This is a genomic window from Tunturiibacter psychrotolerans (assembly GCF_051013365.1).
Classification (GTDB): Bacteria; Acidobacteriota; Terriglobia; order Terriglobales; family Acidobacteriaceae; genus Edaphobacter; species Edaphobacter psychrotolerans_A.
The window spans coordinates 3,713,612-3,733,410 of the sequence record NZ_CP132941.1 but is presented as its reverse complement, the minus strand read 5'-3'; the positions used below and the strand labels follow the sequence as shown (position 1 = coordinate 3,733,410).

The 19,799-nt window shown below is 54.8% G+C and carries 17 protein-coding genes; 6 read left to right on the top strand and 11 right to left on the bottom strand.

Features of this window, described 5'->3' with window-relative positions:
• Positions 1-124: 124 nt before the first annotated feature.
• From RBB76_RS15590 to RBB76_RS15580, 3 genes are all read right to left on the bottom strand, one after another.
• Positions 125-352 (bottom strand): hypothetical protein, encoded by a 228-nt coding sequence (locus tag RBB76_RS15590; RefSeq protein WP_429629885.1) that lies wholly within the window; start codon positions 350-352, stop codon positions 125-127.
• A gap of 301 nt (positions 353-653) precedes the next feature.
• Positions 654-3,827 (bottom strand): protein kinase domain-containing protein, encoded by a 3,174-nt coding sequence (locus RBB76_RS15585; protein ID WP_429629886.1) that lies wholly within the window; start codon positions 3,825-3,827, stop codon positions 654-656.
• Positions 3,799-4,395 (bottom strand): sigma-70 family RNA polymerase sigma factor, encoded by a 597-nt coding sequence (locus tag RBB76_RS15580; protein ID WP_429629887.1) that lies wholly within the window; start codon positions 4,393-4,395, stop codon positions 3,799-3,801. Before RBB76_RS15580 ends, RBB76_RS15585 begins: the two co-directional genes overlap by 29 nt.
• 359 nt (positions 4,396-4,754) lie before the next feature.
• On the opposite strand from RBB76_RS15580, the gene RBB76_RS15575 reads away from it, so the two are divergent.
• The 3 genes from RBB76_RS15575 to RBB76_RS15565 all read left to right on the top strand — a co-directional run bounded on the left by RBB76_RS15575 (position 4,755) and on the right by RBB76_RS15565 (position 6,272).
• Positions 4,755-5,441 carry a hypothetical protein gene (locus RBB76_RS15575; protein WP_429629888.1) on the top strand — a complete coding sequence of 229 codons (687 nt, stop codon included), beginning with the start codon at positions 4,755-4,757 and terminating at the stop codon, positions 5,439-5,441.
• 49 nt (positions 5,442-5,490) lie between these two features.
• Positions 5,491-5,640 carry a hypothetical protein gene (locus RBB76_RS15570; protein ID WP_429629889.1) on the top strand — a complete coding sequence of 50 codons (150 nt, stop codon included), beginning with the start codon at positions 5,491-5,493 and terminating at the stop codon, positions 5,638-5,640.
• A gap of 452 nt (positions 5,641-6,092) precedes the next feature.
• Entirely contained in the window at positions 6,093-6,272 is a 180-nt protein-coding gene (locus RBB76_RS15565; protein WP_429629890.1) for a hypothetical protein, read from the top strand.
• Between the two features lie 174 nt (positions 6,273-6,446).
• Here the strand turns inward: RBB76_RS15565 and RBB76_RS15560 are convergent, their stop codons facing one another.
• Genes RBB76_RS15560 through RBB76_RS15550 form a run of 3 tightly spaced genes read right to left on the bottom strand, consistent with a single transcriptional unit; the run spans position 6,447 to position 9,000 of the window.
• On the bottom strand, positions 6,447-7,262 hold the full coding sequence (locus RBB76_RS15560) for a YsnF/AvaK domain-containing protein (protein ID WP_429629891.1): 816 nt from the start codon (positions 7,260-7,262) through the stop codon (positions 6,447-6,449).
• A gap of 42 nt (positions 7,263-7,304) precedes the next feature.
• Complete coding sequence (locus RBB76_RS15555; protein ID WP_429629892.1) at positions 7,305-7,745, bottom strand: YsnF/AvaK domain-containing protein; 441 nt, start codon at positions 7,743-7,745, stop codon at positions 7,305-7,307.
• A 46-nt stretch (positions 7,746-7,791) separates the two neighbouring features.
• Positions 7,792-9,000, bottom strand: coding sequence for an OmpA family protein (locus RBB76_RS15550; RefSeq protein ID WP_429629893.1), 1,209 nt, complete (start codon positions 8,998-9,000; stop codon positions 7,792-7,794).
• A gap of 426 nt (positions 9,001-9,426) precedes the next feature.
• On the opposite strand from RBB76_RS15550, the gene RBB76_RS15545 reads away from it, so the two are divergent.
• From RBB76_RS15545 to RBB76_RS15535, 3 genes are all read left to right on the top strand, one after another.
• A complete protein-coding gene (locus RBB76_RS15545) occupies positions 9,427-9,903 on the top strand; it encodes a DUF1348 family protein (protein WP_429629894.1) in 477 nt (158 codons plus the stop codon).
• Between the two features lie 78 nt (positions 9,904-9,981).
• Entirely contained in the window at positions 9,982-10,446 is a 465-nt protein-coding gene (locus RBB76_RS15540) for a DUF4126 domain-containing protein (protein WP_429629895.1), read from the top strand.
• Positions 10,443-11,834 carry an FAD-containing oxidoreductase gene (locus RBB76_RS15535; RefSeq protein ID WP_429629896.1) on the top strand — a complete coding sequence of 464 codons (1,392 nt, stop codon included), beginning with the start codon at positions 10,443-10,445 and terminating at the stop codon, positions 11,832-11,834. The genes RBB76_RS15540 and RBB76_RS15535 overlap by 4 nt, the downstream gene beginning before the upstream one ends.
• Positions 11,835-11,998: 164 nt before the next feature.
• Here the strand turns inward: RBB76_RS15535 and RBB76_RS15530 are convergent, their stop codons facing one another.
• From RBB76_RS15530 to RBB76_RS15510, 5 genes are all read right to left on the bottom strand, one after another.
• The gene (locus tag RBB76_RS15530) at positions 11,999-13,027 is read right to left on the bottom strand and encodes a tetratricopeptide repeat protein (RefSeq protein WP_433963572.1); all 1,029 of its coding nucleotides are present in this window, start codon (positions 13,025-13,027) and stop codon (positions 11,999-12,001) included.
• Between the two features lie 41 nt (positions 13,028-13,068).
• Positions 13,069-13,566 (bottom strand): hypothetical protein, encoded by a 498-nt coding sequence (locus tag RBB76_RS15525; protein WP_429629899.1) that lies wholly within the window; start codon positions 13,564-13,566, stop codon positions 13,069-13,071.
• Between the two features lie 91 nt (positions 13,567-13,657).
• The gene (locus RBB76_RS15520; RefSeq protein WP_429629901.1) at positions 13,658-15,958 is read right to left on the bottom strand and encodes a tetratricopeptide repeat protein; all 2,301 of its coding nucleotides are present in this window, start codon (positions 15,956-15,958) and stop codon (positions 13,658-13,660) included.
• 62 nt (positions 15,959-16,020) lie between these two features.
• A complete protein-coding gene (locus RBB76_RS15515; protein WP_429629903.1) occupies positions 16,021-17,937 on the bottom strand; it encodes a CRTAC1 family protein in 1,917 nt (638 codons plus the stop codon).
• A 375-nt stretch (positions 17,938-18,312) separates the two neighbouring features.
• Positions 18,313-19,599 carry an EamA family transporter gene (locus RBB76_RS15510; RefSeq protein ID WP_429629905.1) on the bottom strand — a complete coding sequence of 429 codons (1,287 nt, stop codon included), beginning with the start codon at positions 19,597-19,599 and terminating at the stop codon, positions 18,313-18,315.
• Positions 19,600-19,799 lie beyond the last annotated feature (200 nt).

Here is a 19,799-nt window from a genome sequence, read left to right as displayed (position 1 = left end):
GGTTAGTCAGATTGACAATCAGTAGTTCTAAATCCAGTTACTTCTACGGTTCAGGTTGTGCGGGCGACCCGAAAGCGCATTGTGCTACCGGCAGCGCCCTGAAGGCCAAGGTAGTTGCACGTCCCTATGAATTTCTAGTTGCCGCATTAACCCTAAGTTTTGCTCGATGCGGCATCGCATTCAGCTTGTCGACGTGTGACTGCAGAAAAATGAGCATATTCGACTCCTCGTCAATCTTCTTCCTGATTTCCGCAAGATCCAGGCTCTCTTTTGGTCTGCATGCCGGCTCCAGTCCTTGGATGTCAGCCTCCTCTAGGCGCAAACGATAGATTTCGCGCTTCGCAGCATTCACACTACTTTCCCAACGTATTCATGGGTTCAAATCCCATTCGGTGCTCCATAATCGCCCCATAATTGCATACTTAATAAGTAGCAGGGTCCAATAATGGTCCCATAACAGAAGCTACCCTATTCTTTGAACATCTCTACGATCTTGGGATTGGCTGGCCGAACGGTTTCCAGCTTCGACTTCTCACGGCCATACTTCATCGTCAGGTCGGTGTTGTGTGCCGCATCTTCGCCTGCTGGACTTCAATGGACGTTCCCAGGTCGGCGGCCATCTGGCGATGCGTATGACGAAAATTGTGCCTGTCCTATCTCACGGATCCCAGATATTTGTCGAGCCAGTTGAGCGATTCCTTTATCATCTCAGTTCGCGGTATGTCGTGTGCCGTGTCGTAAACCACGCGGCGCTTTTGCTCTGGGGGCGTTCCTAGCAGACGGAACATGGGCTCTTGAGAGATTTTGGGCGGCCAGATGAAATCGAAACGGCCATTGAACATTAGAACAGGTGCCTTCACATGTGGAGCGAAGTTGACTTGATCCACCTCCGGCAATGGCTGTTGTAACCAGAGTCCTGGTGTTATGAGAATTAATGCCTTTAGGCGGGTTTCAACAGCGGGGAGGAGTCCCCCCATCGCTGCCCCCCAACTGTCACCCTCGTAGGCCAACGCGTTGGGATTGATATCCGGGCGTGTCTCAAGGTAGTCGACCGAGCGGCTAAGGTCCTTAGACCAAAAAATGACGTTGTCTCGATAAGTACTGCTGGTGTTTGGAAAGTAGATCGGCTTAAGTCCGCTGCCGCGTTCAAACGTCCCCTTGTAGATAGGGAATAGGACCGCTCGTCCACTTTTTATAATGAAATCGAAGTCTGAAAGATATTTCTGGACCCCTTCTGCGCTCGATCGCATGTGAGCGGCGGCAGCGCCGGGAAAGTACACGACGACTTGAAAAGGCAGTGACGCTCCTTTGGGCAGAAACAAATACGCGGTGACTCGCTCGCCGCCGTAAGCCGCGTCGAATGACACCTTTTCCACCCTCCAATCTTCAGCCTGTTCCACAGACTCCACCTTCGCATGCAACGGCGTCTTATCATAAGAATATTCGTTCTTGTATGCACGGAAGAGTTGATCGGAAACAGGTTTTTCTGAGCCGAACTCTCGCAATTGAACCGTGATCGGAGCGCCTGCTGCTTCGACGTCCTTACCAGTCGACTCATATTTCGCGCAACGAAAACCAAATCCTCGGGACCGCTCGAAGGGTGAACGAGCGTCGGGATAGTTGAACATATAAGTAGGTTCGTCCCAGGCGCCGCCCAGGATGTAACGCCGGCCCGACGTCGCTTCGTTCGCGCACCACTCCTTCGCGTTACCTGCCATATCGTAAGCGCCGCTCCAGCTCATGCCGTGGTAAGCGCCGACCGGCGAAGGCCCCTTGCCACTGAAGTTGCTGGCGGGTATCAGGCTGGAGCTGTCCGTCGGGGATGCAGCAGCCGCCCAGTGATAAATGGTCGGGAGCGACTTGCCTACAAACTCAGCATATGCTTCAGCCTCGAACCAGCTCACACCGGTGACAGGATATTCGCCTTCACCCTGCGGATATTCACCTCGTGTCCAGGTGGAAGGTCCTGGCCTGCTCGTTTTATCGACAAAGAGTTTCATCGCGTCGGCCCACGAAAGGACGCGTCCATCCTTTCGGAATTCGTGTTCCCAATACTCCTGCTTCTTGTAACCGCCCTGGTCCACAAAGCGTTTGAACTCGCGATTGGTGACCTCGAACTTATCGATCCAGTATTTTCCAACCCGGACTGGATGCAAGGCCTGAAAGCCTGCAATGCCTACAATCCCCCACTGGGCGAAATGGTCGCCGTCCGCAGATCCCTGGTCGAGCTCAACAGGAACCATTCCGCTGTGAGCCTGCACATCGCTATGCAGCGCCACCGTGACTGGGCCGGACGGGAAGGTAGCGCGTTCGAGCGCCATATAGCCGGGCAATTCGAATTTCCAACTCGAATCCACAGCAGGAAACCTCCCTTTCAAAATGGGCGAGAGGCCGGCAAATTCCCATTGGGCGTTCGGCGAGTTGTAGTTCCTGCGGTAGACCGACGCCCCCGGAGGGCTGGTGATGATGGAATCGGACCAGGAAATATCGGGCCAGAATCTGGCCAGGGTGGGATCAGCCGGAATGTATCGCTCGGCCTGAACAGCAAGTGCATAGGCTTTGCCAGGTTCACCCCGTTCGATGAGCTTGCCGATCTGCGGTAAGGCCTGCTCCCTGGCCCATCTGACTTTGGAATAGTGGTGAGTTCCCCAGGCAATTAAGCTTATGAATGCTATGAGGATAATCAGCGCGGGGATTGCGACGCGGGGCCGCCTACATTGCCGGAACAGCAATCTCGGATTAAGACCAATGGCAGGCGCTGAAATCAGTTCGGCGCAATTCTTGAGCTCTTGCTCAACCTCCATCATGCTTGCGTAACGATCTTCGGGGCGCTTGCGTAAACAGCAACGAATGATTCGGTCCAGTGCCTTCGGGACATCTTCATTCGGGGCATCTTCTGCGAGCGGGCTGGGCTCCTCCCGCTCGACTGCTATCAATGTTTCACTCGTGGGCTTACGCGGGAATGCTTTCTTTCCCGTGAACATCTCGTAGAGAACCGCGCCAAACGCAAATATGTCGCTACGGGCGTCCACCGGTTGACCGTGCAACTGCTCAGGAGACATGTACGGCAGCGTGCCAACCACCTGGGCGTCAGCGGTAAGGCCTGCCAGGTTCTCTTCCGCAGACAAGATGGGTCGTTCGTACTTTGCCAGCCCAAAATCGAGCAAAATTGCCCCGCTTTCGGTGAGCATGATGTTGCCCGGTTTAAGGTCGCGATGGACGATGCCTTTACGGTGTGCCGTGGCGAGTGCATCCGCAACCGCGATTGCGATCTTCAGGGCCTCGACCGTCGAGAGCCTGCCCTTCTGGATGCGCGCTGAAAGTGTCTCGCCATCCAGGTACTCCATCGCGATGAATGCTCTCGCGGCATCTTCCCCAAAGTCATACACCCTGCAAATGCTTGCGTGATTCAAGGCAGAAGCAGTTTTCGCTTCGCGCAGAAATTGCTGTAGCGAGTCCCTATCTTCCGCTAGTTCCTTTGGCAACAGTTTCAGCGCAACCATTCGGTCGAGCAGCAAGTCTTCGGCTTTGTAGACCTCACCCATACCTCCGGCAGCGATGAAACTGACGATGCGGAACCGCTTCGCTAACACTTCACCAGGGGTGAGTCGTTCCAGGGGATTTGCGGCAGCGCGCCGAGGGTCAACAAAGGCCGGGCTGGATAAGAAGCTGCCCAAACGAGCGTGCATGCCAAGCAGCCGGTCCACTTCAGCGCGGACCACTTCGTCGCGCTCGTTTTGTTCGAGAAAATAAGCCCGCTGCGCAGGGTTGCATTCGAGCGCACTCTGGTACAGGTCTTTAACGAGTTCCCACTGTTTTGCAGTCATCCCCATTGTCAGGCCTCAATTCGCCGTACAGCCAGACCTTCGCTACAGCCCAATCCCGCTTGACGGTGATCGGGGAGACGTTCAGAAAGCTGGAGGTTTCCTCGACGCTCAGGCCTCCAAAGAAGCGCAATTCAACGATGCGGCTTTGGCGCGGATCGAGCTTCGATAGACGGTCGAGAGCTTCGTCCAATCTCAAGAGATCTTCGGAGTGTTCCGGGGTAAAAGCCAATGCTTCTTCCAGGGGCAGAATCACCTGGGTTCCGCCACGTTTCTCCCGCAGGTGGCGGCGGGCATGGTCGATCAGAATGCGCCTCATCAGTTGGGCAGCAGTCCCATAGAACTGGGCGCGGTTCTGCCAGTGGGGAGAATGCTGGCCAACCAGTTTGAGATAAGCTTCATGAACAAGAGCTGTGGTCTGCAGGGTATGCCCCGACCGCTCGCGCCGCATGTACCCGCTGGCCAGCTTTTTAAGCTGGTCATAGACCAAAGGAACAAGCTTTTCCTGAGCGGCCTGGTTCCCATTCGCTACTTCGATTAGCAGGGCCGTCACGTCGGGTTCCTGGACCACGTCGCCACCCTCCCATCGTAGCCCGTTCAAAAAACAGCAATTATTGCAATTCTGATGGTCAGGATTTTATCTGCAATTCACGATCTTTGCACTTTCTCTCTTCCTGATGATCCCTCTTCCCTGCAGGCGTCGCGTTAATCAGCAAAGCCGCATCTTCAGGCACGACGGCAGCGCTGAAAAGGGACTATTCCAACAAACGGAACCACAGGGTCACGTACCAGGAAATGAGAGAACAACCGCCGAAGAGAAAAACCGCCCACTTACAGGTTCCGGCTGCGATTTTCGCAAATGGAGTGAAGACAAACAACCAGGCGCAGTGAGAACGACAACCGCGCCGCAAAAATCAGAGGGAGACGGACATGAAATCTACACTCAGGAAGAAGTTCGCACGTCTTTTGGTGCTGCTCGCTGTCGGAATTATCGCAGCGATAGGAGTCGCCCATGCAGATGGCTGGTGGGACGATTACGAACAACTGGCCCAAAAGACGGAACTGGAACAGCTTCATGCAACCTTTCATGCGTCAATCAGCGTGCACGATCCCGTGAGCGTCGATTCGCCTGCAGTGATAACTCAGCGAACCCGCGACATACTCGCGCTCTGGTCCAAAGACGCCGAACTCACCGTTATCGGCACTACTATCACGGCAGGAAATTACATTGGCAACGGCGATCCGGAGGATCCCGCAACTTGCCCTACACCCTCGGGCGACACCTCCGCCACCGGGAAGCAGGGCACGCTGTGCACGTTCTTCAAGTATGTTGCCGGCGGGTTGCAGCCAGCCAATAGGTGGGTGTCGCTTTCCCCGGTGTACAAAACGAAGTATGTTCCTGTAAAGGACGGTGACAGCCAATGGAAATCATCGGTGTATTTCGAATGTCATTACTTCGACGTGTCATTGGATCCGGCAACTGGCCAGCCGTCTTGGACGGCAAAGAGCCACGTATACCTTAGCGGTGAAGCCAAAAAGATCAACGGCAAGTGGTTGTTGACGAAGGTCAGTTCAGCTGCGGTTGGAATTCCGTTTCCTCAAAAGGCTGCCTTCTGAGCAAGGGATGCAGGGACAGCATACTTATCCCTGGAGGGATGCAATACGTATGCTGTCCCTGCGTCGCTTTTCAACGATGCCGGCTTCGGCGTCGATCGCGCGGGTGCTGCCTGCCTTCCTCTTCTCGATTCTGACGGTATTGCCGCCGCTACGGTGGCCGCGGATTCGGCGTGTATCGGTGATGGCGAGTCAACGCTGACACAGGGCATTATCTCGGCGGTGAATGAAACGGCATACAGACTCGGTGCCAGGGTTGGGGAGACAGCCCTTGATGCGGCGCGCATCGTAACGGATAAGACATGAACTGAGCAATCGCAGACGCGCCGACTCTGGATGCAGGAAGCGCTATCCCGAACTCTGGCGAGCTACTCCCTCCCAGAGCACCTCCTCCGCAACATTGCATCAGACAACAACCGTGACTGTAGCGTGGCCGGGAAACCATTCCGGCCTCAAAGACTGTTGGTGCGGTTCGTAGATTCGCTGGCTGTCACGCCGGAGGGAATACAAATGTAGTCCCCCCGCGGAAATTTCTTGCACCAAGTTGTATGCAACTTCTGTATGATAGCCAAAATTAACACTGCGTTGATGATGTATCTACATTCCTTGATTTTGCGGAATGGCCAACTCTCTTGGTTTGGAGCAGGTACCCCTATGGCAGATGAGTTGAAGAGCAGATTTATGAGAGCAAGGCTGGCCGCAATCGTCGAGCACGAACTACGCGAAGGCGGAAGCGAGGACGCACGTTCTCACGTTGCAATCGTTCCACGGTTGGGATACCTGGTGACGATCGGCAATGGAGACTCCACGACGATTCGGCTGGTCCAGGACTAAGGACCGAGTAGATCCTGTCGACGGGCGAAAGAGCGTGGAACCCGAGCTTTCGCTTGTGAAGAGTTGAGATCAGCTCGCCTTCAAAACGAAGGAGAAACAGCCGACATTAGAATGCGTGATTGGATCCCGCCCGGTGCCGGGATTTATCCGGTCCGGGCGGGCCATCTGCGAGGACTACGTCCTGGCTGCTGGTGGGTTCTTTCCCGGGACGCGTTCCACTTCGACCTGTTGACGCCGCACCGTATCGTGCACTGTCTCGACACGATCGGAGCCGGTCTTACCGACGACAACCTCTTCCGCAACACGCGCCGTCTTGGAGACGACAGCCTGTTCGGAGGTCTCCAGCACTTCGATCGTCTGATCGGACCAGTCGATATCCTTCACGTAGTCGGGGTCGCTGACAGCGCGACGAACAACTTCCGCATGCTCTTCGTGGAGGGTCACCTGTTTTTCGACAGGCGTCTCGGTAACGAAGCGTCGGATGCGCGTGGTTCCTTCTTCGATCAGGCGCTTACCGACTTCCAGGTGCTCTTCGGCGAGGCGAATCACCTCGTTCTTCCCTAGGTCCGAGGTGACGGGCTTGGTGGGCACCGCTGCAGCAACTGCAGCCGGAGCAGCAAGTGTTGCGGCGGAAGCCTTCGAGATAACGCCCGTATCGACGGCACGGTCGGTTACGTCGACCAGTTTGTGCTGGTTGAGGATCGCCATCGCTTTGGGAACATCTGCCTCCGCCGCTCGCAGAGTCAACACAACTCCGCCGGACTCAACTGCTTTTGCATAGACTGTCGCTTCGTGCTGTGCGATGTCGCTGCCAAACATGCGATGCCAAAGGCCAGGCTCGCGCAGGGCTTCGCCGGCTTTGGGGAGATCCGAGCCGCTAAGAATGCTGATGTCGCCATCAGAAAAGCCCGCATGCTGCAGATTCGTTTCGGCAGCTTGGGCATGTTCCGCTGTGTCAAATAAAGTCACGATCTTTTCGAAGTTGCTCATGAGTGTTTCCTTTCGCGGGTTAACTGCAACGGTTTGAGTCGCCTAATCGGGGACTTCAGAGTGTTCTATGGGAGTGCGGGAGACAAGGACTTCCTGCTTGCGCAGCGTCACCTGCTCTTGATGCCTTTCGGTCGTCTTGATGCGCCGAATATGCACCTCTTCCTTGAGCACCAGGCAGCGTTCCACTTTCAAAACTTCCTCAACGACAGGGATGATCGTTACCTCGCCTTCCTGGCGTATGGAAGGCATGGTGTCGATTGGTCGGTCGATCGGAACGTGTTCGACCTCCACCTTCTCGTGATTCAGCAGCTCATCGACCATCTGTTGATGGTCATGAGTGACTCGCGATACACGGACCCGTGCTGTTTCTACAACACGTTTGGCAACGGAGAACTGTTCTTCCAGGAGCGGGATGACGGTCTCCCGTTCGGCGTGCGCGGCTGTCGTGTCGGCCGCGCCCAATTTATCAAGGGACGGATTCATAAGTAGAACCTCGATGGGAGAGCAAGCGTCGAGTAACGCCTGCTCGCTACTTAGCGGTTACCAGTACGGAGATCCGCCGATTGAGTGCGCGGCCTTCTTCGGTAGAGTTGTCCCCGACTGGGTTGTGATCGCCATATCCCTTGGCAACCAGACGATTGGACGCAATCCCCATGGTCTCCAGCTGGGCAACCACGCTATTGGCGCGATCTTGAGAGAGCTTCTGGTTATGTGCGGCGTCACCGGTGTTATCGGTGTAGCCGCCGACGGTAAGGTGGACGTCGGGGCAAGCCTTGAGAGTCGCCGCGAAGTTGTTGAGTTGATCTGTCGACTGTGGCTGCAAAGTAGCCGAGTCCGTATCGAAGAGCAGTCGGTCAAAATCGACCCAGGAAGTTTTGTCGGGTTTGTGGGCGGGGTCTTCAATGAATGTGACCACCTTCGCCTCCATGCCACGCTCTGGAACCCGTATGACGCTTCCATCGCAAAGTTTGACATCGACCAACGAGCCTAGATCGACTCCATTGGAAGATGTGATTTTGGGAGGAACGGGAGCAACGACTGGCGCCGGCGTGGCAACCGCTACCGGCTCCGGGCGGGAGCGGAACCACCAATAGCCCAGCAGAAGCGCAGCCACCAACAGACCCAGCAACCAGGGCAAGAAAGAGCGGCTTTTTTCTACCTGTACTGCCTGTGCGATTACGGGGTTGACGTCTACTTTGTGCGTTGTCACGGCAGCCGGTCCCGTAGTGAATCCAACCGGCAGATGCCCCTGCAATGCGGCACTCTCCTTTTGCAGGAAGGCTGGAAGACTGCCCGCGTTCAAGCTGCCGTCGCGGAATTTGTTCCCAAGCAGGCTCAGAACCGTCGTACCGCCAAGCGACAGCAGAGTGGAAATTGCCGTTGAGCGCAGTCCCGTCTGACTGCTCAGTGCCTCGGTAATGGAGCCAAGTTTACCGCCGAAGACGCCGGAGAGCAATTGGTTTGCCCCAGAAAAAGAGGAGGAGTTTGGGTTGGTGAGAGCGTCATGCGAAAGCGCGGCGGTGGCAGCGTTTTCCGGAGTCGACGTCGCCAGTTGAACAATTTGGCCGATGAAACCCTTATCGTTAGACTTCTGTGCGAGACCACTGACTACAGCAGCAATGGATGATTGAAGGCCGCTGAGTACGGTTCGCTCTGACGCCCCGAATTGGCTGGCAATGCTCTGGACAGCCGAGGTGGGGAATAAATTCGAGAGGGATGAGAAGTAGGAATCTGGCATGGTTACTGCCTCCTCTAACTGAGAAAAGCTCGAGCCCGCAATCCAATTCCGCAACCGATACTAGACTATCGACATCAAAAAAGCGAACGCGGGAAGCCATCTTTTGAACTCTTTTTTTCAAAAGATATGCCGCATTTCATACGCTCAAAAACTCTAACTAAATAACGAGACATGGTTCTCAATAGTTTCACCGAGTTCTAGTTTGCACACTAAGAGATGCAAACGTAGAGCCCGGCTACTCGATACGTCCTCCAAATCGAAGGCCGTAACATTAGTTAGAAACAAGCTATCTAGGAGATCAACCACTTATAGGTTTACCGTCGCAACTTTCTTGATACGTTTGATAACTATTTCGTTGTCCGCCGTTGTTCTCACTTGTTCTCTTTCACAGAGAATTTACGACCCATAGCCAGAAGGAGTAAAGAAATGAGCAGTGAATCGAAAGTCGCCCTCGTCCCACCATTCACACAGGAGACGGCAATCCTTAAGGTGCGTAAGGCCGAAGACGGGTGGAACTCACGCAATCCGGAGCAGGTCGCCCTCGCCTATACTGTCGGCAGCAAGTGGCGCAATCGCTCGGAGTTTGTCACCGGACGAGAGCAGATCGTGCAGTTTCTCACTCGCAAATGGCAAAAAGAGTTGGACTATCGGCTCATCAAAGAGCTGTGGGCGTTTGGAGGCTCCCGCATTGCGGTGCGTTTCGCTTACGAGTCGCATGATGCAGCCGGACAATGGTTCCGCTCTTACGGAAATGAAAATTGGGAGTTCGACGAAGGCGGGATTATGCATCACCGCTACGCTTGTATTAACGACCTTCCAATTAAGGAGAGCGAGCGCCTCTTTCATTGGCCGCTCGGCCGCCGTCCAGACGACCACCCCGGCCTTACCGATCTAGGCTTGTAACGCTTCAAGCCTCGCGCAGTATCAGCAGCCGTGCTATGAAACTCAACAGATCAATACTTCCCCTCGACAGGAGCTTTCATGTTCATCATCGTGCTTGCGTTTTTGATCGGCATTGTCGCTGGTCTTCGTGCCTTGACCGCACCCGCGGCTGTAAGTTGGGCAGCTCGCCTTGGGCTTCTGCCGCTTCAAGGCACCTCTCTCGCATTTTTAGGTTATGCGGCTACCCCCTACATCTTTACATTGCTGGCTATCGGGGAGCTGATCAATGACAAGCTGCCGAAGACGCCCAGCCGCAAGGTACCTCCTCAATTCATCACCCGGATCATTACCGGCGCCTTTTCTGGAGCAGCCGTTGGAGCCGCCCGCCAATCGTTGATCATAGGCCTCGTCGCCGGCGCTGTCGGTGCGGTCGCGGGTACACTTGGGGGCGCGGCCGTACGCACGAAACTCGCTGAGATGTTTGGCAAAGACCTTCCTGCCGCTTTACTGGAAGATGCCGTAGCGATCATTCTTGCTATCGTAGTAGTCACGAGACTCGGATGAGACAGGACTTCGACGCAATTGTCATCGGTGCTGGACAGGCAGGACCTTCGTTAGCGGGCCGTCTCACACAGGCCGGCTGGACGGTCGCCCTGGTCGAGCGCAAGCTCTTCGGCGGAACCTGTGTGAACGTCGGATGCACACCAACCAAGGCAATGGTCGCTAGTGCACACGCAGCTCACATCGCACGGCGCGGCAGCGACTTCGGAGTAGTCCGCAAAGAACCGGTCGTCGTCGACATGAAACAAGTATTGGCTCGCAAGAACGCGATCGTAATGAAGTCTCGCACCGGCGTTGAAAATTGGCTGCGCGGCATGGAGCGATGCACCGTCTTTACAGGAGCAGCGCGCTTCGAGTCTCCCAACGAGATTCGCGTTGGCGACCAGGTCCTGTGCGCAAAAAACATCTTTCTCAACGTCGGTGCGAGGCCCGCTGTTCCGGATATGCCTGGCGTTCGGGAGGTCCCTTTTCTTACTAGCACGACCATCCTCGACCTTGACGAGCTTCCCAAACATCTCATCGTCGTGGGAGGCAGCTACGTCGGGCTTGAGTTCGCTCAGATGTACCGACGCTTCGGGTCTGAGGTAACCGTCGTCGAACGCAAGTCGCGACTCGTCCCCAACGAGGATGAAGACCTCTCTCTCGGTATCCAGGAGATCCTTCAATCCGAGGGGATTCAGCTTCGCCTCGACGCGAACTGTATCCGACTTGAGAACGAAGGCGGAGAAGTAGCGGTCGGTCTCGATTGCCTTGACGGTCACCCTCGGGTCGTCGGGTCGCGCATTCTTCTCGCCGTTGGAAGGTCGCCAAACACAGACGATCTCGGCCTGACAGCGGCTGGCGTCAAGACTGATATGCACGGATTTGTAACCGTAGACGACCAGCTCCAAACTTCTGTCCCAGGTATCTGGGCGCTCGGAGATTGCAACGGAAGAGGTGCCTTTACTCACACCTCGTACAACGACTTCGAGATCGTAGCGGACAACCTACTCGACAAAGCCTCTCGCCGCGTCAGTGACCGCATTCCTGTGAGTGCTCTTTACATCGATCCTCCGCTGGCACAGGTAGGCCTTACCGAAACCCAGGTGCGTCAGAGTGGACGCGCTGCCTTGATCGGAACTCGCCCGATGACGAAAATCGGACGCGCTGTAGAAAAGGGTGAAACGCAGGGCTTCATGAAAGTGTTGGTGGACGCAGAGAGCAAAAAGATTTTGGGCGCCGCCATTCTCGGAACAGGCGGAGACGAAGCCATTCACTGCATCTTGAGCACCATGTACGCGGGCGCCCCTTACACGACTCTCTCTCACGCCGTTCACATTCATCCCACGGTGTCGGAACTCATCCCCACTATGCTCCAATCGATAAAGCCGCTTGATACTCCCGCGAAGTAGGAGAGTCATGGCCACGCCTACAAATGAGCAGCTTGCGATTCGAATGAGCCGGTAGCTAAGGTTTCGTCACATAGTGAGAGCTTGTCCGCTACAACTGCGATCTTGAAGCTGGCCGACATCGCAATTCGTATCGTAAAGAAGTCTCCTGCTGTGAGAGACCGAAGCTATTTCGGATTTTCGACAGAGTTCTGAATGCTCTCTGCGCTTTTGTACTCGCGCGTGGCATCTTCTTTCCGGCCCAAAGCACGGTAAGCCTGACCCAGCAGCAGATGTGTGAGATGGTTATTTGAATCCATGCGCTCTGCACGCAACAGATAATTAACCGCAGTCAAAGCGTCATCTCGCTTCAATAGAACCTGCCCTAGCAGTATGTAGGGGCCAGTAGAATTCGGCTCCAGGAGGAGCGCACAGTTCAAAGCCTGCTGTGCATCTTCGTAGCGCAACGCTCGCAGGTAGGAATCACCCAGGCGCTCATAAACCTCTCCGTCCATAGGATTGATCTTTCGTTCGGCTTCAAACTCGACAACGGCTTCAGCTGCCTGCGACCGCGATAGTGCAAGCTGTCCCAGCAAGAGATGCGCCAAAGGTAATCTCGGTTCAAGTTCGAGAGCTTTGCGTGTCATCTGTTCCGACTCGACTGGGTAGTTGCGGCGGAGCAGCATACGTCCCATAAACAAATACGCTGCAGCCGAGTCAGCCGGGAGCTTGTACTGTTGAGCAAAGATGCGGCGCGCATCGTCATAACGATGGACGTCCAGGTAACAGACCGCCAAAACATAGGTTCCATCTGCGTTGTCGCTTGCTATCGGAGTATTCGCTCGTTCAAGAAGCGGAATTGCCGCCGTCGGCTGTCCCATCCGATAGAGCGTCACGCCACGCATCTGCGTTGCTTGCAGATCTTTGGGATCTTGTACGATCGCTTTTTCGAAGGCCGAATCTGCAGCCGCAAATTCATTGCGCTGGTAGTGAATCATCCCGCGCATACGCTCCACTCCCGCTGGTTCCGGCTGTTGAGTCGCCAAAGAATTTAACCGGGCCTCAGCTTCACTCAACTGTCCACGGGATATCAACCGCTGTGCTTCTTCCGTCGGACTCAAGCTAGTCTGCGTAGAGGGAGTCGCTGTAGGGGTGCCCAGATTCTGCTGAGCGCTCGCATGAACAATGTACGCACACCAAACAAGGCAAAGTTTCATCAGTTTGAGACGCTTACTGCCAGGAGCGATGAATGACATTTTTAGAAGAGCGCTCCCGCGACTTGTTCCGCCACGTTTCTCGCTTCGTCACCCAAGCCACTCGCGGTCGAACTTCGCTGCCCCGCCGTACTTCTCTTAAGATCGATGACGAAGGCTCGTTCCCTCACCCGACCGATGATCTCCTCCCCACCATTATTTTGGACACACTGGATGGCCTCATTGCCGACTGCCTTCAGCGGGACTGCAGTGCCCGTGCATCGAGCCAGGTACGTCGCAAAGTCTTTCGACGGGAGAGCCATCGTATGCACAGCGATCGTCAACGAAGAAACGCCAGAATGTTCCGTGCGTTTAAAGTCACACGTGGTGTCACCCTGTGGTGTGAGAGGAGTAACATTCGCCTGGACCTCTCCCCCCAAAACCCCGGCAGCCGTCGCTGAATTTAACCAGGGACACTGAACTTCTGCCAGACCTCGCAGCGGTGCGATAAATGTTCCGATGATCAGAGCAAAAATAGGCGTAATGAAACATCTATTACTCACGACTTCCTCTTAATCCTCATGCACTAAGAATGCACCTTATCGTAGAGTATTTTCCGAGCCCTCGACGCGAGAATGCTGCCAAACTTTGATCTTAGTGCTCTCCGCCGGCAACAACAGCCTCGCCATGCGGCGCGTCCCGATGTACATGCCAGGGCGAACTTTCGATCGAGATCTCCGGATGCTTGCGGAGAAAATCAAGCGAGTAAGTGGGAGCGCCAGGATCAACCTTTTTCGTGACGAACTTCGCGGATTGTTCCTTGGCCTTCTCCTTCATCCCGGCACGACGGTACAGCAGCGCGAGATTGTAATGCGCCGCCAGGTCGTCCGGGTCGATTGCCTGCAATGCCTCAAACTGCTCCATTGCCTCCTGAGGCTTGCGCTGTTGATAGTAAGAGATTCCAAGCTCACGACGAGCGTCCCGCGATTGAGGATATTGCGCCAAAACCTTCTTGAGATCTTCTACCTCAGCTTCGGAATTTCCTGCCCGTCGTTCCACTAACGCAAGGTAATAAAGAGCCCGCGCGTTATTGGGACTTAGCTCCAGAGCCTTTTCAAGACCTCCGCGAGCCGAAGCATATTTCTCCCATTCGATATTTGTCAGGCCAATATTGGTGTAGCCATCCGCATAGTCGGGCCGCAACTTAACGACCTGAGAAAAGGCCTGGATCGCATCGCTGTACTGCAACTGATCGAGATAGGAAATGCCAAGGTTATTCCAACGCATCCAATCAGCGTTATCCTTCGGATCGGGTGCGCTTACGGGATTCTCTCCAAGATTGAGTGTCCGGGATCGTGAAGCCAACTCAACAATTGGGTAGGCAACGTGATCCTCGCCGAAAACGTTATTGAGATAGCTCTGACGAAGATGTCGATAGTTAACCTTCGCAGTCATCGTTAGTGTTCCCTTCGCACCCGAAGGAACGCGAAACTCATAGCGAATGAGGGTAGACCTGCCGGCCTGAATGCTATTGTCATAAGCAACCGAATGGATCGTCCACACCTTGTGATTGTCGACGAACACTCCGTCCGTATTCACTGGACGGTTCGTAAAGCTGTGTGCCCGCTCGTCTAGCTTTCCATCTGGTTTGATGAAGCCGCTGTGGTAGATCTCCTTGCCATTCGAGTCGGTGACCACAAACTCCACCCAGGCCTCATACAGATCGCGCACCTCTGGAATCAGCGAATGACCGATGTTTTTGTTCTGAATGACCGCCATCGCCTGCACGACTTCGCCCGGTGCAAGAGTGAACGCGGTTGAACCCAGAGGTGCGATCAACTTGTCATCGTTCGCCTTACGAATTCCGAACAGATCGACATTCAGATAGTTTCCCGTCTTCAAAAATTCGACCGTCTTCTCAAGTTGCTCATCAAACCCATAGTAGAAAGGAACAGCGGTGTTGCCGGCGGTCCAACGGTGCGAGGCGAAGGTTCCGTTCTTTGCGCCGGGCTCCGGCAACGCATTCGACGCACGCTTCATGTGGCAACCCTGGCAGCTAGTGAAATCGGCTTGATAAAAAGTAAGCGGATTTCGCTGCGAGAACTTAGAGTTTTGCCACTCGTCATACGCCGTGAACGCACGAATCCACTTGTAGTCGTTGAGCGGATTTGGCAAGTTGGCCTTGTGGCAGGCGGAGCAAAACTCAGGCGTCCGGTAGAAGGTTTGCATCACAGCCTTCGAGTGCCGATCAAGGTGAGCCAAAATCTCTGAGTCAGGCACCAAGCCTGGGATGCGTGTGCCATTTTCGTCCACCAAAACGGCAGGTACACCCATTACATAGCCCCCGTTGCCAAGCGTCGACTGCAGCTTCTGCACCGAATGGCACGTAGTGCAAGTCAATCCATCCTGGTCGAATTTGCGATCCACGATCGAACTCTGCGTCAGTCCCCCACCCAGCACCGCAATCGGGTTGTGACAGCTATCGCAGTGGCGCGAGAACTCTATTCCCTTGGTCCTAATCAGGATATTGACGCTTGTACGATAAAACGGCGTTCGAAACGAGTTGGAATGTAACGACTGCCGCCACTGGTGGTACGCCTCTTTATGGCAGTGGCCACAGTAATCAGCGGTGGGAAACGCATCTGGCTCCAGAAAAGTGTCCCCAAGCACGGCGGCATTTCCCGGCGTCGAAATATTCCCTTTACCAAATGCAAAGTTGTACGTTTTACCAACCTTATCCGCATACTCTTTGCGAACTGCAGCTTCGTCGGTGATCTTTTGTTGCGTCTCGCTTTGATCCGAGTGCGCCTGAATCCGCGGAAGAAAGGCAAACACGCTTGCTGCCAGGAGCACGCAAACCAGAGCGACGTACGCCACCCTTACGACAGCGAGTCGCCGTCGATTGCCGACCACCCAATCCATCTGCGTCTTGGCCCACTTCGAAAACATCCGCATCGATCCCAGCTTTCCCTCCGTCAGCTTACGAACTAAGTAGGTGCGAAAGGATGATCGGCATTCTACTTATCCAGTGCACCCTTTGTCTGCTGATTTTTGTGGCCGGTTTCGCCCTTCCCGTCCGGCAGACCGGGCACAACACCCTTCCCCTCCTGAATCGTGAAAAATCGGTCAACCGATGGGATGGCTATTTGTTCCACCAATCCGCTAGGCCAATGAATTTCGACAGCATCCACCTTGGTCGCATCGCCAATCCCGAAGTGCGGTCGCTGATCGTTGGAAGACTCATAGCTGCCACCACTTAGCACGTCCGCACGTTGACGGATCCCGCCCGCCGTCAGGTAGATCGCAGCGCCCACAGCGTCTCGCGGACTCTTCGCCCCGCCGATCAGCCTCAATCCAACCCAATGGTGGTTGTCCGGATTGACATTCCTCATCAGCGAAGGCACGTGGTCCATCGAATTGATGACCACATCGATCTTTCCGTCGTTGAACAGGTCTCCGAACGCGGCTCCCCTTCCCGGAATCACCTCCGCCAATCCGCTTCCAATCACCGCAGGCATCACCTCAAACTTCGTTCCCTTATCGATGTTGTGGAACAGCAGAGGACGCTGCGCGTAGGAAGTTCCCCAGTCGTACTTATCCACCTGTGGATAGACATGTCCGTTGACCAGAAAAATATCCTTCCAGCCATCGTTGTCATAGTCGATAAATTCAGTCGCCCAGGTCAGAAAAGGATAAGTGACCTCCGCGATCCCCATCTCAGGACTTATCTCGGTGAATCCCTGATCTCCACCATTTCTAAACAGAGGTTTGTAATCATCAGAAAATGTTCCAGTGTAGAGATCGATCCATCCATTGTTAAGATAGTCACCAACCGCCAGGCCCATGCCGGCCTGATCGCGTCCCTGCTGGTTCAATGCGAAACCAGAATAGTAACTGGCATCTTCAAAAGTTCCATCTCCATTATTCATATAGAGATAGTTCGGCGAGGAATCGTCAGTAACTACGAGATCGACTTTGCCATCGTTATTGATATCTACAAACACCGACGTAAAGCCATAATAGCGAGCTTTATCTGACACGCCAGCCTTCTCACTCACATCGGTAAACGTCCCATCACCGTTGTTATGAAAGAGATGATCGCTCTCACCCTGTAACCCGCGCGGGCCGCACAAAGTATTCACCCCACGAAATTGGCAGTAGCTCATTCCAACAGCCTCCGTGCCCGGATCAGGCGGATGGCTGATGTCGTAATGAACATACCCGGGAACAAAGAGGTCGAGCCGACCGTCCCCGTCGTAGTCTCCAAACGTCGCTCCAGTAGACCAATTCCCCAGCGTTACTCCTGCCTTTTCCGCTACATCGGTGAACGTTCCGTCGTGATTGTTGTGATACAGCCGATTCTTACCAAAGTTGGAGACATAGATATCCGGCCAGCCATCGTTGTCGTAATCTCCCACCGCGACGCCATACCCCCAACGGTCGTTGGTGACTCCAGCTTTGGCAGAAACATCGGTAAACGTTCCATCGTGGTTGTTATGAAACAACGCTGCATGGGGAGGATCCGCCGTACCCTTCATCGCATCGTAGGTAGAGCCGTTCACCAGGTAGATATCGAGCCAGCCATCATTGTCATAGTCCAGTAAGGCGACACCCGACCCAGTCGTCTCCAGAATGTACTTCTTTTCCGGCGTCCCCATCACATGATGCCAACCAGTTAGACCAGCTTGTTTAGCAATATCTTTGAAGATCACTGGCCCGTCTTTAACAAATCCTCCAGCAGTGATCGGACGCAACTCCGAATCCTTCACCGCAGCGAATACGCCTGCCGTCGCAGATCCGCCCTTGGGCACAGTTGGGGCAGGCAGGTCCGGAGTCGGGCTTGGCTTATGTGTTTCCTGCGTCACCGCAAATGATCCTGCCAACACCTCACCCACCAACGCGCCCCAAAGAACTGTTTTTCGAAGATATTTCATAACGTCTTTTGTTCTCACCCTCTGCCTCAGAAACTAGATCGGAGTCGAAACGAGCCAAAACGCATGACCCGCAACTACCAATGTGCCCCGCGCGCTATCTTGTAAATCGCCTGCCCCAAAATCATCAGCTTTGTAATCGTTCGTGTCTATCTCTATTTCGTCCGTCTGGTGTTGTGTTGAAAACCTAAGCCGCAAACCTGCACGAGTGAAATCCTATTGGCACTCCAGTGTGCACCACGCGGTCATATCCCACATCAATCCAAAGATTGAGAACCAAACCATGGTTCGAAGCAACACCTACAAACGTCTTCAACTTCGGGCACGTCCCGTCAAGCACGCCAAGAGTGTCGTCGATCTAATCGCAAAAGTAAGCCATCAGTTGAATCGCGTCCTCCGCCAAAGGCTCCAGCCTCCAACCGCCAAACTCGTAATCAACACCGCACTCAGAATCGCGACCCAACGAAGGTCCAACGCCAGCGGCGGCACCACCGATCGAACTCCCAACGCGACAAAGACCGCAGTCGCAGTCAGAACAATAACGTAATCCCACCAGCGACGCCGCTCGTCTCTGCCGCTAAACTCGTCTCCAGCCTGCGCCATCATCGTTCGTTGATAGTCCAAACCGTATCGCCTGCACTCTCGCAGCACCGCCTCATTCGTTGAGCTTCCTTCCTTAGCCGAAGCCACCGCCGTGCTGATGGCCAGCGCTCCAAGGATCATGATCAAGGACCCTCCAATCACCATCCACCGATGCTGCCGGTCAGCCTTCGCCAGTTCGCCAAACACCAGCGCCCCCCACGCAAGCCCCCAAAGCTGATTGGTATTTGAAAGAGGAATCCCGCGCCCAATCCCCAGATACTTCGCCGCAAATTGCTGAAACAGGTCACCGATCACCCACACAAACCCACCCAGGAAGAGCCAGAACAACACTCCCGGCACACGCAACAGTTGGAATGCCGACGAGTGCACCCCTCCATCCAGAGCCAGCGTCAGCGCCAGCACCGTTCCCAACTCACCCACCGTAAACACCGTCACAAACGACAGCGGATTCATCCCGCTCAGATAAGCCTTGCGGTATGGAACATACATGGTCCCCCACATCAGACTCGCACCCAACGCCGCAACGATCCCCCGAACAGCATGGCTGCCAATCGCTCCACCGTGAATCGTGCTGAAACCGAGCAGCACCGCAGCAATCACGATCGCTATCGAGCCCAGCACAACCTTCGCAATATTCCTGCCGCTCGCGCCTTCCAACTCACGAAACAGCACGCGCCCCCAAAACAACCCAATCAGCGAGTTCGCATTCCACATCGGAAACGCCACCGCCAAACCCACATCCCGAATCGCGAACACAGTCAGAGTATTCGCCACTGCCCACAGCGCCCCAGCCAGCAGCGCCCACACAATCAGGTGTTTCCTCTCCGCCAAATCCTCAAAGACATACCCAGTGCCCTTCAGCAAAGTAGGAAAGGTCCATCGCGCGGTGAACACTCCCGCCACCATACACAGCGAGATCGCAAACGGCGAAAACCCTGCATTCACCAGCTTCGTTGGAGCCTCGGCCGCCCCCAACCAAACGCCTGCCGACAAACCGCAGACGACGCCCAAACCATGCAGCGACAAGCCGCTCTTTCGTGTCTTCTCTACCGCCAATGCCATTCAACTCCCTCGATGCTTCCCGTCAGACCGGCCGTACTCCACCGATTAATGCAACACCGCCAGCAAAACAATCCCCAACACAAGCACACACAGTGGAACCAGGAAATGGCTGTCGGTAGCAATCGTCTTTATCTCTTTAGCGAAATTCAAAACAACCTCCAATCACCTGTCCATACTAAGCGGTTCCATCAAGCGGAGCC